General features: G+C 31.4%; 11 protein-coding genes. 9 read left to right on the top strand and 2 right to left on the bottom strand.

Annotated elements, in window-relative coordinates:
* Positions 1-80 precede the first annotated feature (80 nt).
* From H6622_09605 to H6622_09590, 4 genes are all read left to right on the top strand, one after another.
* Positions 81-1178: a hypothetical protein gene (locus tag H6622_09605; protein ID MCB9061764.1), complete on the top strand. Its 1098-nt coding sequence runs from the start codon at positions 81-83 to the stop codon at positions 1176-1178.
* Between the two features lie 84 nt (positions 1179-1262).
* On the top strand, positions 1263-2663 hold the full coding sequence (locus H6622_09600) for a hypothetical protein (GenBank protein ID MCB9061763.1): 1401 nt from the start codon (positions 1263-1265) through the stop codon (positions 2661-2663).
* Complete coding sequence (locus H6622_09595; GenBank protein MCB9061762.1) at positions 2654-3145, top strand: hypothetical protein; 492 nt, start codon at positions 2654-2656, stop codon at positions 3143-3145. The genes H6622_09600 and H6622_09595 overlap by 10 nt, the downstream gene beginning before the upstream one ends.
* Positions 3146-3178: 33 nt before the next feature.
* Complete coding sequence (locus H6622_09590; protein MCB9061761.1) at positions 3179-4510, top strand: MBL fold metallo-hydrolase; 1332 nt, start codon at positions 3179-3181, stop codon at positions 4508-4510.
* 15 nt (positions 4511-4525) lie between these two features.
* Here the strand turns inward: H6622_09590 and H6622_09585 are convergent, their stop codons facing one another.
* Positions 4526-6427, bottom strand: coding sequence for a choice-of-anchor D domain-containing protein (locus tag H6622_09585; protein MCB9061760.1), 1902 nt, complete (start codon positions 6425-6427; stop codon positions 4526-4528).
* A gap of 301 nt (positions 6428-6728) precedes the next feature.
* Here H6622_09585 and H6622_09580 point away from each other — a divergent pair, with 301 nt between their 5' ends.
* The 4 genes from H6622_09580 to H6622_09565 all read left to right on the top strand — a co-directional run bounded on the left by H6622_09580 (position 6729) and on the right by H6622_09565 (position 14378).
* The gene (locus H6622_09580) at positions 6729-7316 is read left to right on the top strand and encodes a hypothetical protein (protein MCB9061759.1); all 588 of its coding nucleotides are present in this window, start codon (positions 6729-6731) and stop codon (positions 7314-7316) included.
* Positions 7317-7713: 397 nt separating this feature from the next.
* Positions 7714-10710: a hypothetical protein gene (locus H6622_09575; GenBank protein ID MCB9061758.1), complete on the top strand. Its 2997-nt coding sequence runs from the start codon at positions 7714-7716 to the stop codon at positions 10708-10710.
* A gap of 89 nt (positions 10711-10799) precedes the next feature.
* Entirely contained in the window at positions 10800-13802 is a 3003-nt protein-coding gene (locus H6622_09570; protein ID MCB9061757.1) for a hypothetical protein, read from the top strand.
* A 129-nt stretch (positions 13803-13931) separates the two neighbouring features.
* The gene (locus H6622_09565) at positions 13932-14378 is read left to right on the top strand and encodes a hypothetical protein (GenBank protein ID MCB9061756.1); all 447 of its coding nucleotides are present in this window, start codon (positions 13932-13934) and stop codon (positions 14376-14378) included.
* On the opposite strand, the gene H6622_09560 is transcribed toward H6622_09565, so the two are convergent.
* Positions 14375-14890 carry a hypothetical protein gene (locus tag H6622_09560; GenBank protein MCB9061755.1) on the bottom strand — a complete coding sequence of 172 codons (516 nt, stop codon included), beginning with the start codon at positions 14888-14890 and terminating at the stop codon, positions 14375-14377. The two genes, H6622_09565 and H6622_09560, sit on opposite strands and share 4 nt — an antisense overlap.
* A gap of 186 nt (positions 14891-15076) precedes the next feature.
* Between H6622_09560 and H6622_09555 the strand changes: the two genes are divergently transcribed.
* Complete coding sequence (locus tag H6622_09555; protein ID MCB9061754.1) at positions 15077-16699, top strand: methylcrotonoyl-CoA carboxylase; 1623 nt, start codon at positions 15077-15079, stop codon at positions 16697-16699.

The following is a 16699-nucleotide window of genomic DNA, read 5'->3' as shown; positions in this document are numbered from 1 at the left end:
AAAATGTCAAAAAACTTAACTGTATATATAATGATTTCAAAACAGGAGCGTGAGATCTAAATAAAGAGGTATAAAAGAGTATGCGTAACTTAATGATATTAATCATCTATTCATCAATTTTATCGAATTCTTATGCTGCTCTTAAAAGTGATAAATTCCTGCGTATTTGCAAGAAAATATTTGCAAAAGCACCTGTCTTACAACCAAAGTTTGAAAATTATATTAAGGTCGACTTAAACAAAGAAGATGAACATTATACTGTCACCCGCAGAGCATATCAGAATATTGGGATTGGAGTGATAGATACTATTTTTTTAGATGTTTTGGGATTTCATCCTGCATTAAAGAAAATAGCTGATTTATATCAAGTTAAAGGTATAGAAAAAGAAATAGTTAAAACAAATAAAGATGGTGAGTATGTTGATTTCACTTATAAGCTCCCCAACTTTGAGCACTTTATTGATATAATGATGGAGCAAAGAAAAATATATCAACAAACGACTGGAAAAGATGGTGTACCTTGTTTATTTGATTTTTATCCAGTTACTGCTGTCGTAAATAATATTGTCTATCTCGAAAGATTTCTTAAAAATGAACTGCCTATCGGTGATGATTCTAAATGGTTTGCTCACGATTATGTTCTTCATAGCTTTAATAATCAACTGTTCGAAGGTCGATTTTTCATACCGATAAAGAGTATAGTCAGTACTTTTCTTTCTCTTAGGGAAACGACGATAAATCTTAAAAAAGAATATGCTCCAAAAAAATGGAAGAGTTTAGGAGGGCCAACATTAGAACAAATTTTATTAAAATGGGAAGATGAATTATCTTCAAAAGTTGATACCTATACCTTTTATCCTCTCAGACCATTTACTTATAACTATAAATCTCAAGTGTTATTGATTAAAGCTCTAAAAGAAGAATTTCATAAATCACTTCATTTTAAACCAAGTTATGTTCAAAATCCAACAACATTAACCACAAATGGCCAGGATTTATTGAATTCAATATTTCAGCTCAGTAAGAGAGGGAAATTTAGTTCAATACTCGCTGATGAAGTGACTAAAAGGACCCGATATCTACTAACTTCAGACATTCTCTTCGAAATACGTCTAAATGAAAATGTTGAAAATAATATTTTCGAAAATATGAAAAATAAATTGTTTCTTTTCGATTAATACCTTTATAAAGATTAATCTGATCTTTTTTTTAAAAATACATTTCTCTATAGAAATATTTAAACTTAGGTTATTCTACTCTGTATGAAGAGTTTGTATCTTATTTTCTTGATCCAATTTTTAGCAATGGACGCTAATACTCAGGATTATTTTGATTTGAATAATATATGTACTCAAGTCACAAATGTTCCACAAAGAAATGATAACACTGTTGAAATTCTTACTAATAAATTATGTAATATTCAATTCCAATATTCTCAGAACCAGGACATTGTCACAAAGGCACAAGAGATTAGCCAAATCTTAATCAAATATTCTCCCTCTGAAAAGGTAAATAATCTTAAAGAATTAAATACTCTTTTTACTGATCTTACTCAACTTACGAGTTTGATTAATGATGTTGATTTAAAGCAACTTAATTCCTCTGTAGATTATAATGAATTTCCTCAGAAAAAGGTGATATTTGATTTTTTTAGTAAATATAATGATTATAATAAAAGAATAGGACTGTTGGATAATCTCCAAATGGCCAATGGATATGTAAAAGAGTTAGAAAAGATAATTTCGATGAGTAAGATCGGCAAAGAGGTTTTAGAGTGTTTTTATAAAGACACTCCTGAGAGTCAAAGAGAGATAAAAATTCTTGATCCCAAGAAAGACAATAATAAATCTATGGGATTAGTTGAAGAATACAATAATGGGAAAGTTTATAAAAAAATCTATTTTTCACTAGTGATTGATCCAATATATGCTTTAATTGCGCTAGTGCATGAATTAAAGCATAGTTGTGCCATTCATGAACAAAGAGAAAGTGTGCAACTAATCGAAGAATATGAAAAAATTGATGAAGTATATCAAAATAAGTATAAGTCTGATGAACATTTTAAGAATACTGTTAACCAATTTATTATGTTAGAAGAAAATAAAACAAAAGTTTCTATTCTTATAGATCAGAAAGCAAAAAAAGTTCAATTAGAGAAAATGATAAAAATCAAAGCAGACATTGAGGATAGAATCAGAATTTTATCTGAAAAAGATAAATCCATAATTGATACCTATAAGCAAAGAAAAAAAATATCTAAAGCTAAAAATGCAGATAAATTAAATTATGATCAACTTAGGGCAATAGATGAGCTGAAGGCATATAGATATGGAGTGCATTACTTTTCAACTTTAGCTCAGTTAATGCCAGAATTTTTTTGTAAGGCCAGTCTTTTCAGCCCAAGTGCTATGGGGGGACAACTTTTGAATTATGGAGGTTTTAATATTTACATGTCAAAAATGCTTAGGAGTGGATTTTTCGCCCAAGAAATGCTCTTGAGGTATGTTAGCATTGGACTTTATGATTCTCAAAACATTTTTAAACTTGATGAATTTGGAAACATTATAATGGACTCAAATGGATGTGCAATTTTTACAGATGAATTTTCTAAGAAGGTTAAAAAAGATCCAGAGTTAAAAGATGTGAGTTTGAAATGTGGTTAAAACAAAAATATGTACTTATATTTATTTTGAGTTTTAAACTTCTTGGGAATGAACCGAGTATAATAGATAAGATTGTTCATGATCTTAAGATTAATAAAAATCAAATTCATATTGCACCAAGAAAATCGATCTTTGGTGATATTCAAATCTATCAGATATTTTTTAAAGAGAATTTTCATAAAAATGGTGTACTGATTGCGAAATTGAAAACGAATGAATTGAAATATTTTTATTTAAATTCAAAATTGGAAGATTATATAAAATTTATAAATGATTTAGTTGAATTAGAATCAGTAATGATCAACGAAATTAAACTCGAAACATATTTAAAAATTTATTTTTCACCCTGGCCTGGAGGCCTAAATTTTCAATGTTTGACAGATGGAAAATGTGAAATTAGAAAGAGAGCAGAAGCAAGAATGAAAGTGTACATTGTAAAACGTAGCACAAATGGAAAATTAATTATTAATGAGAATTCATAAAAAATAAATGAACTTCCTAAAAGGTTGCTAAAAATGATTCAGGCCGTTTCAATAGTCTTTCGTCATAAAGAAGAAGTCTATCTTATTAAAAGACAAGAAAACCTTAGAGACTTTCCAGGATATTCAGCGTTTGTGGGAGGGAAAGTTGAAAAAGAAGATTTCAAAGAATCAATTAATCCTTTATTCCCATACATTGAAGATCAAATCGAGCTTTTAAATTGTTTAGTGAGAGAAGTTAAAGAGGAAGTTTTATATGACCTCACTCATTCTCAAAATATACTTAGTATAAAAAAAATCGCAACGACTTATTCTCCGCAATTTATTCCAAAACGTATGCATATAAGTTATTTTTTAATTGAACTTAAAGAGAAGGTTGACTTTAAATTTTCTCCTCATGAAATCGTACAAGCCCAGTGGATTAATCCAATTCTTGCAATGAAACAGTGGGAGAACTGTGAACGTTTAATGGTACCACCTACACAGAAAATACTAAAGGCAATGGGAAGTCATCAAGCAATTGATTACTGCTTGGACCTTTCTTTAAGCTCCCCAGAGGATAAAACGCCAATCGTAGGCCCTTTAAACGGGTTATTTCAGATATTACCATTTAGCAATACTCTTCCACCGGCCGAGATTACGAATTGTTTTGTTTTAGGTACGGAAAAAAATGGTTATTTTGTAGTAGATCCATCTCCGAGAGATGAATTTGAATATCTTAAACTAAAAAAAAGACTCCATGATTTTAAACTGAATTTTATATTTATTACTCATCACCATCCAGATCATCATGAAAGGGCCGTTCAGTTGTCTAAGGAATTAAATATTCCTATAAAAATGTCAAATTTGACTAAAAAGTGGATTGTTGAAAAGTTTGGTGAAGATTATCTTAAAAACTCTCAGCTAAAGACAATCATTGATGGGGAGATTTTATTTGATTGTGTTGACTATAAACTCCTTGCGATGAGTATTCCAGGCCATGATAGCGGACAGATGGCCATACATCGAGATGATTTTAAATGGATGATAGTGGGAGATCTTTTTCAAGGGATTGGGAGTGTTGTTATTGCAAATCCAGAAGGAGATATGAATATGTATTTCCGTACACTGGAGAAAATAATTAAAATATCCCCAAATGTCATTATACCCTCACATGGAATTGCATTAGGCGGAGTTCATTATTTGAAAAATCTACTTAAACATCGTCTTGAGAGAGAAAAAAAGATTTATGAAACTCAAAAAGATGGAAACTCTCTAGAGGAAATTTTAGAAATAGTTTATGGCCCACTACCACAGGCCTTAAAACCTTATGCAATGAAAAATATTATTACACATTTAGAGAAAATTAAAAAACATGGAATTGGTTAAAACCAGATTATAAAATTATTTTAACTTCCAAGTCATTGCATAGTTATTGTATCGTCCTCCAATATAAAGAGTTGAATCTGAGGATTTATAAGAGGCCGACCAACCTCCATTAAAATCGTCATTGGTTTGCACACTATCCCCAGCGATTTTAAAAAGGTGTCCACTTTCTCCAAAGTTTGTATCCAGTGTTCCACTGGTATCAAATTTTGAAACGATTAAATGCCCGAAACCGGAGGTGTGTAGCGTACCACTTACATATCCAACTGCATAAAAATTTCCATTTCCATCAGGGATAATTTTCAAATAGGTAATTTTACTGTTTGCATTAAACCCTGTGTAGTTCAATTGATAAAGGATCTTACCATCCGAATCGAAGTCGGTGTTAGCGGTTCCATCGAGATTTATACTATACACATATCCATCATTTCCGGGGATATATAATTTATCATTATGGAGAATCATATCATACTCATTTGAGGTTGTTAAAAAAGTGTATTTATAGTGTCCTGAAGTTCCAAAACTTGTATCTAAGGCACCACTGCTGTTATATTTATAGACTGTCCAATTAAAACGTATATATAAGTTTCCGGAAGTATCTTCAACCAAGTAAGTGTAGGTTGAGCCACTTGAAGTCGCACCGATTAAGACAGGGGAAAAACCTACATCATCAGTCCCATCTAGATTTAATTTATCAAAATAAAGATTAAAATTTGCGAAATCATAATAATGATAAGTAAATACAAGCTTATTATTTTGATCTATGATGAGATCATAAATGGCAGAAGGATTGATTGCTGTTGTCCAGATACCAGTTCCATTGAAACTGGTATCTAATTGGCCAGTTGAAGTGTCTATTTTCCAAATAGTCGCGTAAGAAAATGAACTAGGTGTGACGTGCCCATACACATAAATATTTTCACTGGCATCAAAAATCATACCTTTAGCGTTTAATACGCCTGACACTGGTGATACCGACATCTTTCCATCACCACTGAATGAAGTATCTAAATTGCCATTGCTGTCATATTTCCAAATAATATAAGAAGGTGCATTTGAAGGTGCAACTCCAAGATAATATTGATTTCCAGCTGAATCAATTAACGTATCTTTGATAAAAAAGTCTTCACCTGTATCACTTTTATAATCAGAAATAACAGCAATTGAAGAAATGTTTAAACTGTAGGTTGTTGCATTTGAGTCAAGACCATCATTTGCTCGGTATGTAAAAGAGTCAGATCCGATGAAACCTGAATTTGGAATATAATTACATGTTAAGTCATCACTACCGGTAGAACCTGATTGATTCATACAATCAACCAGCTGCCCATGACTTGGAGCTTGTTCAAGAGTGTAGGATATTGGGTTTCCTTCCACAGAGGTAGCTGAGTTAAGAGTAATTGAAGTTGTCGTATCACTTGGAGCGCTAATACTGGCATTGCTTGCTGCAGTTGGAGGTGAGCTACTTGAAATATCCATACTGATAGGTACTTCTAAATTTGAAGATGAAGAAGTGATAGAAATATCTACGTTCGCACTTTTTTGTCCAGGTGAAGCAGACGGATTAGATTCTATTGAAATAGTACATTGTCCTCCTGGTGGGATGGTTTGAGATGTACATGAATCTGAAGCAATCGTAAACTCAGAATTATCTGCACCAGTTATACTAACAGATCCAATCTGAATTGCACTGTTGGTGTTATTTTCAATCACAATTGGATCATTTTTATTTATGCCTGCACCAACTGATCCAAAATCAACAATAGATTGTGAGAGTGATATGGTTTCATTTGCTTCAGAGGTAGTGTTGATAAATGGAACTGCGTGAATTGAACTCTTTCCACAAGAGGACAAGATAGCTGTGATTAGGATGAAGCTAAAGATATTGATTAATTGTATTTTGCTTATAATACTTCTCATATGGATGAGATTTTAACTCAATTTAGATTTTTCTGCTAATTTTTCTGCTAAATAGATGAAATGACAATACTAGTTTTTGTTATAAACTTATGACAAGCGCCAATTTTTCAAGCTATAGTGATTTTTCTAACTGTGATATTTCTAGTCATGCACATAGTGAGATAAACCTAACAATATTCTACATATGTCTATTATTTGATCAATTAGTTGACATACTCCAAATTCGTTTTTAATAAGTTTCAATTGGTTAAAGGTATGGCATTTGTTTTGCATAATTATTGGAAACTGAACGGGAGATTATATGAGAAAACTACTTTTTGTATTTGTATTAATTAGCACTTCAAATATTTCATTTGCTCTTAGTTGTAGTGACCTTAAGCAAAACCATGAGAGTTTAAAACATGAATTTGAAGTTATTCTACAAGATACAAAATTAGACATTGAGCGTAAAGATCTGAGAGCTTATTCAGATATAGAAAATATAAAAGAAGACCTAAACGAAAATTTAGTTTATCTTGAATCACTTAGAACTCGTTTTGAATATTTAAAAGAACCTATAGAAAAAAGTGAGTGTGAAGACGTTGGAGATGAAATCAAAAAAATTAATGAGAAAATTGAAAGTCTAGATTATTGGATATTGATAGTCAATATGATTATAAATAATTTGGGCGTGACAAGCATTCAACAAAAGAATAAGACAAATGAAAATTTGGCCAACATATTGACCAGATTTGACAAACTTTCTGAACTTGCCGTTTTGCAATCTGTATCAAATCCAGAGTATGATCCAATTAATGTTGATTTTCAAAGAACACTTGAGAATAAGAATATTATGGAAGATAGAGATGATAATTTTGTAAAAGACTTAAGTATTTTGACTACGACATGATCTAAGAGTTTTTCTATACAGTATGATTGGAATGATAACAATATTTAGCTTTTAGATAATTTAAAGATAATTATTTCACCACAACTTGAAAAAAAGCGACGTTAAGTCGATCCGCCCACTTAAACTTTAATAATAATTCAATGACTGAGCATCTATTTTTGTATTAATCAAAGTGCCAACCACAGTACACATATTGTGATTTTCTTCCGTCAGGAAGTATATCGTAATATCAGGATGTTAGACTTCTAAGAGTATTTTAGAAATGAATATTTTGATCTATTCATAAAATGATCCAGAATATCGATAAGGGTTATAGGGTTTTGTTTTGAGGTTTGATATGTCTGTGAGAGGGGTTCTAAAAAAAATTATTTTAATGATATTAAGTTCATTTTTATCCATGAATTTAATATTAGGCAATGATGCTGATATGTCCGGTCCCTGTTTGTTCTCTACAAACTCACCTTATTCCACCCAAATCTCAGACTTAACCAATTATATAGGGTTTTCTGTTCAAGAACTAAAAGAATGCTCAGCATTTAATTTTAAGTCTCAAACAGATTTTAATTCCAATCAGAAACTAAATAATTTGTACAGCGCCTTTTTCACAGGGGATCTCCAATCTGATCAAAAACAAAAAACACTCGGAAATAAAATGAGAAAACTGATGTGCGACTGTCAGTATAAACTTTTTGAGAAATATACAGAAAATGTTGAAATCCTGATGGAGGAGTCTTTAATAGATTCTTCACAGGTTTATCTAGAATATCTCAAAAATATGAGTATAGATGTAGATCTCTACGAATCAATTGCTGGAGAAAAAAAAGGAAAATCAAAAAATGAGTGTGCTGGAGAAAAATATTTAACAGATTTGTTTCTTTCTAATAAAAAATCAGGAAAGGCATGTTCAACTATTGAATTATCAGATTTTAAAAATAAGGTATCCGCACTTGTTATTAATCAAACTGCATTTTATACATCAACAAATGAAGAAGGAAGCAGTCCAGTTATATCTTCTCAAGGTTTTGTTTTTGAGTATTCTAAAGGTGATATCGAGAGTTCAAATTTAATTGCTCAAGATGCAAAACAGTTCTTTTCTCTTGATAAAACTTTAGAGCAAAACAAGGGTACTCCTCAAAAAGAATTAGTTGAATTGTTTATAGAAGAATATCAAAGAGATAAGTACTCTAATAAAGAAAATTTAAAACGATGTGCACAAGAAGGAAATTTAGACTTCAATTTAATTCGTTTTGCAGGTGATGAGACTCTGAAAACAGCTTTAAGTAATATCGATCAAGCGAATAAGGTAATTTCAGGGATCAATCTTGATAATCTTACCAGAAATTTGGCAGCAGATATCTCTTCAGATAGAAATACTAATTTAGATTATTACAAAGAACAGATGAAAAAGGCGTTAAGTTCGGTTCAGAAAATTTTAATAGAGATGACTGAAAACTTACCTGAATTTAAGGAATTTGAAAAAAATAAAAAAAATGAATTTTCAAAAGATGAACCCTTAAGGAAATATTCTGAATTTATAAATGATTCCAAGACTTTACATCTATTTGCTGTAACAAATCCCATGATCGATGTACTTTTAAAGTCTGGCATTCGTAAAGTATTCGACAAAAGATTTGATCAAGTACAGGACTCAAATGACTCGAATCGTGTATTTGAGAGTCTTAATGATCTCAGAAATATTCAAATGCAGATAACGTATGCTTCAAAATTAGCAAAAGAGCAAGATAAGGAGAATCCATACAAGGCACACTGTGAAAAATCAAAATTGGTTGTAGATCGATTATGTAAAGTATTTACTGGCAAAGTTCTCTTAGATGAATTAGCAATGGCGCCAGGGTCAGATGTAAATAGACAATACTATCAGAAGATAACTAGCGATCAAAAAGAAGTTGATAATTCTCCATATTTATATACCAGTAATATTTTATGGTGCTCTAAAAATGTTCCAGAATTTAAAATTTCTAATAATGAGATCGATTATTATTTTAATCAGTCAAAAAAAAGAACAAGTATTGATCGTCTCGATACGGTAGTTGATGAAGAATTAGAAAAACTTGCTAGTAATAATTTTCTAAATGAAGATAGTGATGAACATTTTTCGCAAACTCAAAAAACAGAAGAAGATAGGGATGAATTTCACAAGTTTAAAGATTTTGAAAATCATTTTAATAAAGAAAAATGTATAGGTATGTTAGATAATTTTAAGTTAATGATTGAAAAAAAGAATGTGCCGGCAGGGGATGAAGAGCAAAAAAGTAAAATTAAGGCATATATTGAAAAATTGGAAAAAGGAATAAAAGAAGTTCAAGAGGATAAAACTGGAATATATTCAAATAGAAATCAAGCAAGAGATTACGCAGCAAATATGAGAAAACAGTTAAGTGGAAATTCCTCTGAAAGACATGAAGTTTCACAATCAAAATCAGACCCTGAGAAAATTGTGAAGAGCAACAGTAATTTGATAAGAGAAACTTCTGGAGTTATGCAAAATACAATCCAACCACAAAATAATGGGCAACTGCCACAAACAGATGTTTCAGGTTTTGTAGCAAGTTCAGATAATTCAGAACATATTGGAATTTCAGATGATTCAGACTCACGTGCATTAATGAAAACCTATGACGATCAATTAAAAGAGAAGCAGCAGAAACTTGAAGAACTTGAAAAAAGCATAAATGAGCAAAACGAAAAATTAAATGATCTGGAAAAGAAAAAACAAAAAGAAGAGATTACAAAAGCAAATAAAGAGGTTGAAGCTTTAAAAAATAAAATGGAAAAAGTGAAAAAAGAAAAAGAAGAGATTTCTAAATTAATTGAAGAAGAAAGAAAAAAGAACTCAAGAAAAATACTTCCACCTAAAACTGTAAAACCAAAGGCATCAGATTCATCTTCGGATGGAGTTGGAAACTCTAAAGCTTATACTCCTAGTAGCTCGGAAACTTCACAATCAACAACCTCTCAGGGCATTAGCTCTCGACAGCAGCAAGGGGAGGCAATTCATCCGTTGATTGGAGAAAAACCTAAGGTAACACAAACAAATATTTCAGTTTATAACTCTGGAAATGGTTTTTTCAGCTTATCTGTAAATGGAGGGTATGGAGATTTACTTGCTGAAATTGATGAAAAAAAGGAATTTTATATCATTAGACCTGATCTCAGCAAAATGCCCCTTGAAGAATACTTTAAGGAATTCTGGGAGAATGTAAAACCTGATTTTATTAAAAAAGTGAAAGAAAGCATTCTTAAAAATAACAAAGAAGAGAGTATTAAGAAGACTGAAAAACTCGGTAATTCTAAACAGACAAAAATAGAGTCAGCAAAAGAATTTTACAGAGTTAAGGGAATTAATTTGATTATAGATGAAGCAAGAGAATGATTCTATCTAGGTTTTATCATAAACCTTTAAAGTCGGTTAAGAGACAGATTTATCTAAATGCATTTAAGTTTTTTGTCGATAGGCAAATAATGAAAGCATTTGTAGTCTTATATTCCGCTCTTAGATTGTGTTTAATATTAGAATTGGGCGATTTATATGCTGAAAATTTCTTCACACAAAGTAAAAGATTAAAAGACATCAAGTGGCAGAGTTCTGAGATTGAGCAAGAATCATTTCTTGGTGTTCAAAGCAATACATGTGGATTTAATTTTTCAACGATACCTGATTTAGAATACATATCAAGTGAAATAGGTCTAAGTGTTTCTCAAATTAAAGATTGTTCAGCGTTTAAAATTGATAATTCCAACATAAAAAAAAATATGGAAAGACTAGACATGTACAATAAGTATTTAAAAAATCAGTTTCTTTCTGATAAATCGCAAAGGATATTAGCTGAAGAATTTCAAAAGTTGACATGTAATTGTCTGTCTAATAACTCAGTTATCAGTATTAAAAATTCAAGTGAAATATCAAAGAATTTGCTTTTAGAATCTCTTATAGATTCATCACTTGTCTATATTGATTATATCAAAAAATTAGAAAGAGAAATTGATATGTTGCCAGGTGAAGGTTCGGGTTTATCATGTAGTTCAGATACCTTTCTTTCTACTCTTTACGAATCCTCAAAAAAAAGGGGAGGTTCTTGTTCAAATGTTAGTCGAGAGGATTTTAAAAACAAAGTAGCAGCACTCGTAAGTAATTCTAAGGAGGCTTTACTTATTGAAGATGGTTTTGAATTGTTTAAAAATGGTTATAAGTATAATTACAAGAAAGAAGACATTGAAAAAGCTGTTTCTCAATCATTATATATGAATCAAGGATTTGTTGTTAATGAAGGTTTAAGCTCAGAAGAAAAAGTTAACTTAATTTTTAATAAATTTAATTCTGATAAAACTGGAAGAAATGAAAATTTAAAAAAATGTATTGATAAGGCAAAATTAGATTTAACTACGATCAATCAGATAAATTCTTCTGTCATTAATAGCTTTACATCTGAAATTAAATCTTTGAGCAAGAGTCACCGTGAAGAATTAGATTTTTGGATAAATGAATTAAGTACAAATCTATCTACAGAAAAAGATACAAATTTAAATATCTATGCAACGACTCTTGATCTTAAGGTGCATAAAATTAGAGACATCTTATTAAAAAGCTTTAAGGATCTACCTGATTTTAAACAAATTCCGCAAGAAGACAAACAAATTGGAAGATACTATGAATATTTTCGGGATTCTCCATACGTAAATCTTATTGGTTCAACCAATCCTTACTTTGGAACATTACTTGAAAATGGTATTGGTAATGTTTTTAGTCCTTATTTTGAAAATGCTGTTAAAGGAGATGATCCAAAAAAACTTTTAAAACAATTGGAAAATATTCGAGAAATTTACAGTCAACTCGAATTTATTAACGCTTATACACAGCAAAAAGATTTAAATCAATTAAGACAAAAAAAATGTCAACATTCAAATGTTGCGGTAGAGAAACTTTGCGATATCTTCTCCGGAAAAATTAATTTTAGAGATCTGCCTATGAGTGCAGGCAATGATGTTTCAAGACAATATACTCAGAATGAATTCGAGGCAGATCAAAATAAGTTGAATTCTTTTATTCAAAATAATAGATTTTGGTGTGAGTTGAATATAGGGGAAGACGCTCTTTCTAAAAATGCTCCAGAAATGATTCAAGAAATTGGCGAAGAAGAAGATTTACAATTTATTCCAGAACAACAAGGTCCTTCAATGATTTCTGATGAAGTTTTAAACTTTGCAGAAAATAGATTTAATTCTCGAAATAGTTTTAATAATATTTCAAAACCAAGAATAAAAAGGGATTATGAGAATGATGAAAAAAGCAAAGTAATGTGTAGAGAATTGCTTTTAAACTTAGAAACATTTGTAGATAGTTCTACAAATTTTACAAGTGATAAGAAAAAAAGTCTTATTGCAATGTTAAAAAAAGGTTTCAAAGAGATTGACTCTATTGAAGGGAACTCATTACATCAAAAAACACAGAGTGTTTCAGGCAAATTAAGTCCACAAGAATCACCTCCGCGACCATTTAGCTATACTCCTCCTATTAGTAAGCCTACTCCTGGGTCTGTTTCGGAAATTGATGAAATAAAACCTATTCAAACTCCAACCCCTTCAAGTTTAGGGCCACTTGCAACACAACCTATAACAGAATCAAATCAACAAAATACCCAAACTCCACCACCTCTACAGAATGATGATGAAATTCAAAAAAGAATCAGTGATCTCGAAGAAAAATTAAAGGCAAGTGATGCTCAAATTTCTAAACTTAACACAGAATTAGAGAGGAAAAAAACTGAAGGATTAGAAAAGAAAAAAATAGAAGAATTAGAACAAAACCTAAGAGAAGAAAGGGAAAAAAAGAAAAAACTTAAAGAAGAACTTGCTTCAATCAAAAATAATCCTGAAAATAATATTAAAAATAATTCAGATAAAAACGATTCTCAACCCACTCAGATTCCAACTACTAACATTAATTCAGGAAAAGGTTCTGGAGGACAACAAACTGTAAGTACACAAAATGGATCTGATTCAAATAGTTTTTTAGGTTCTTCTTCAACTTCCACATCTGGCCCGATTTCGAGAACTGGTCCTGAAAATGTCATTAAAATCCGGCAATCGATTGATCCGGTCGTAACACAAGATGTGCAAAATGGAAGTTTTTCACTGAGAATTTCACCTGACGATATAAGAAGTTTTCAAGTGATAAAAAATGAGAAGGATGAATATTTTGTCTCTTTTAAAGATGATCTAGATAATAAAAAATTTAAAAAATTAGATGAATATCTTACAAAATATATACAAGATTCATATACAGGAATAACTCCTGATAGCATTATTGAAACGATTACAAAGATAAAAAAACGAATTATAGAATCTTATAATATTTCTCAGGGACCAAAAGACGAAGATGTTAAAGAAGTAAAGCAACCAGATGAAAATACTCGAAAATTCTATAGAGTAGATGACCTAAACAAAGCATTTACACCCTTAGAATAAAACTGCAACACACCGAAAACATTCTATAACGATCAATATTTGACATTATAATGTAAAAAATGCAAAGAGTCTTTCATCAAAAGAGATAATCAGCTATTTTGAATCATTCGAAATTTTTGGAGGTTTATTATGTCAAAATTTATTTTGTTTTTAGTTCTAGGTGTATTACTTCACAGTAATGGTTATTCAATCACGAGAGAAGACGCTATTAAAGAATTGGAACAGATGATTTTAAAAAAACATCACATTCATGTTAGTCCTGCTTATAATGATGCTTGTATGGAACATCTTCTTGGTGAACATTTTTTTCAAGATAGTCATAATAAATTTTTAGAATTCATAATTGATTTATTAGATAATGTTTATTACAAGTTTGGCGGTGATTACTCAACTACTGAAATCGATAAAGGTTATGTAGTTTTAACTGAAGTTTATACAGCTTTTAAAAGATTTCTTAAACCAAATCTTAGCGAGCAAAAAATGAAACAAATATTTAAACAGAAGCTTGGCAATTGGGAAAATGGTGGAAAAACATATGAATTATGTAATATGTTCAATTTAGAAGATAAAAATTAATATATACCTGAGAAAGAAAAAAACTGAATAAGTGGAATTTTTTCTTTCTCAATTTTTTTTTTCAATTTTTCATGCACAATAATTTCTGTATTGTGATCACGCATCCTAAAAAACATTTTTTTAGCTGCTAGATCAACTTCACCCTGATCAACAAAACCTATAGTTTTAAACGCTTGATACTCATCTGATATTATTTCTCCTGATTGCGATTCCAATATTACCGGATAGAAATTGATGTCAACAATACCCATTAATAATATTATCTCTTTCATCCTATGATTTAGTATTGGTACAGGCGTTCCATCAAAGCTTGGAAGTGGAGCATGTTGTGGAGACTTTTGAAAGATTAAATGTATAGGAGTTTCAGGCAACCTTTTATGAGCATATTTTTCACTAGGATCTGTACTGAACTCTAATCCATCTGTCCAGCTCATACCTCTAACAGGATTTTTCAACTTAAAACTGTGCATTTTTCCTTTGGCATCAGTATCACTATCCATTATGTAGAACATAAAATTTCCTTGATCAAAGAGATATCACTCATCTGCGCAATCAAAATAATATCTAAAAATTATTTTAAATCAAATTTTAAAAATAATTTCCAGTTTGAATTTACAAATCTAATGCATTGAGGTGTGTAGCGTTACTACATTTTTGGTAAGATCGTGACGTATACAAAGATAATTTGGAGAATAAAAATGGACGTGATTTCGAGGCCCGTTGATAAAAATTCAAAACAGTTTAAAGAAAATAAGGCCTACAATGTTAATTTAGTCAATTCTTTAAAGGAAGCACTAGAAAAAGTTAAATTAGGTGGTGGTGAAAAATATGTTCAAAAACATAGAGATCGCAAAAAACTACTTCCAAGGGAGAGAATAGAAAGAATTATCGACGAGGAATCACCTTTTTTAGAATTATCCCCACTTGCAGCACACTGCCTATATCATGATGATGTTCCTGCTGCAGGCATCGTTTGTGGAATCGGGAGAGTACACGGGGTTGAATGTATGTTTATAGCAAATGACGCAACAGTAAAAGGGGGGACTTACTTTCCAATGACTGTTAAAAAACATCTAAGGGCCCAAAAGATTGCCCTTGAAAACAGACTTCCCTGTATCTATCTTGTAGATTCAGGTGGAGCATTTCTACCTATGCAAGATGAAGTCTTTCCTGATGAGAACCATTTTGGGCGTATTTTTTATAATCAAGCTCAAATGTCTGCTGCAGGAATCCCCCAAATTGCTATCGTTTGTGGCTCTTGTACTGCCGGAGGGGCCTATGTTCCAGCAATGAGTGATGAAACAGTTATTGTTAAAAAAAATGGAACAATTTTTTTAGCTGGCCCTCCTCTCGTCAAGGCCGCGACTGGTGAAGAAGTAACTGCTGAAGAACTTGGCGGGGCCAAAGTTCATACCCATGAAAGTGGCGTCGCAGATTATTTTGCTGAAGATGAAGAACATGCGCTTCATTTAGGTCGAAATATTATAGAAAACTTGAATTACAAGTCTGAAGGTGGCCTTTTAGGTCAGAAAGATAATTCCAATTTTGAAGAACCACTATACCCAATTGATGATATTTATGGAATTCTCTCTAAAGATACAAAAATACCTTTTGATGTTCGTGAAATTATCGCTCGCCTAGTTGATGGATCAAAGTTTAGTGAATTCAAAAAAAATTTCGGCACTACTTTAGTATGTGGTTTTGCAAATATATACGGGCAAAAAATTGGAATTGTCGCTAATAATGGAATCCTCTTTAGTGAAAGTGCAGTAAAAGGTGCACATTTTATTGAGCTCTGTGGACAAAGGAAAATACCTCTCGTGTTTTTACAAAATATAACTGGTTTCATGGTTGGGAAAAAATACGAATCCGAAGGTATCGCAAGACATGGCGCCAAAATGGTCACGGCCGTTTCAACTGTGAGTGTACCAAAATTTACAGTTATCATCGGAGGATCCTTTGGCGCCGGAAACTATGGAATGTGCGGTCGTGCTTATTCTCCACGATTTCTTTGGATGTGGCCAAACGCCCGAATTTCAGTAATGGGAGGGGAGCAAGCTGCAGGAGTTCTTACAACTGTTCGCCAAGGATCTTTGTCCCATAGTGGAAAAGCAGAGATGACAAAAGAAGAAGTTGATGAATTTCAAAAACCAATTTTAGAAAAATATGAACGAGAAGGAAGCGCTTACTATAGTAGTGCTCGCCTTTGGGATGATGGTATTATTGATCCAATTGACACCAGAAAAGTTCTAGGTCTGGCCATTAGTGCCTCTTTGAATGCCAAAATAGAAAAAACCAATTTCGGAATATTTAGGATGTAA

The sequence above is a fragment of the Halobacteriovoraceae bacterium genome (assembly GCA_020635115.1).
GTDB lineage: Bacteria > Bdellovibrionota > Bacteriovoracia > Bacteriovoracales > Bacteriovoracaceae > JACKAK01.
This window is presented reverse-complemented; position numbering and strand designations above follow the sequence as displayed.

Excerpts from the sequence above, each read along its gene's own strand:
- H6622_09575 (MCB9061758.1), top strand. The coding sequence starts at position 7,714 with ATGAATTTAATATTAGGCAATGATGCTGATATGTCCGGTCCCTGTTTG.
- H6622_09570 (MCB9061757.1), top strand. The coding sequence starts at position 10,800 with ATGAAAGCATTTGTAGTCTTATATTCCGCTCTTAGATTGTGTTTAATA.
- H6622_09600 (MCB9061763.1), top strand. The coding sequence starts at position 1,263 with ATGAAGAGTTTGTATCTTATTTTCTTGATCCAATTTTTAGCAATGGAC.
- H6622_09585 (MCB9061760.1), bottom strand. The coding sequence starts at position 6,427 with ATGAGAAGTATTATAAGCAAAATACAATTAATCAATATCTTTAGCTTC.
- H6622_09580 (MCB9061759.1), top strand. The coding sequence starts at position 6,729 with ATGAGAAAACTACTTTTTGTATTTGTATTAATTAGCACTTCAAATATT.
- H6622_09590 (MCB9061761.1), top strand. The coding sequence starts at position 3,179 with ATGATTCAGGCCGTTTCAATAGTCTTTCGTCATAAAGAAGAAGTCTAT.
- H6622_09555 (MCB9061754.1), top strand. The coding sequence starts at position 15,077 with ATGGACGTGATTTCGAGGCCCGTTGATAAAAATTCAAAACAGTTTAAA.
- H6622_09605 (MCB9061764.1), top strand. The coding sequence starts at position 81 with ATGCGTAACTTAATGATATTAATCATCTATTCATCAATTTTATCGAAT.
- H6622_09595 (MCB9061762.1), top strand. The coding sequence starts at position 2,654 with ATGTGGTTAAAACAAAAATATGTACTTATATTTATTTTGAGTTTTAAA.
- H6622_09560 (MCB9061755.1), bottom strand. The coding sequence starts at position 14,890 with ATGTTCTACATAATGGATAGTGATACTGATGCCAAAGGAAAAATGCAC.
- H6622_09565 (MCB9061756.1), top strand. The coding sequence starts at position 13,932 with ATGTCAAAATTTATTTTGTTTTTAGTTCTAGGTGTATTACTTCACAGT.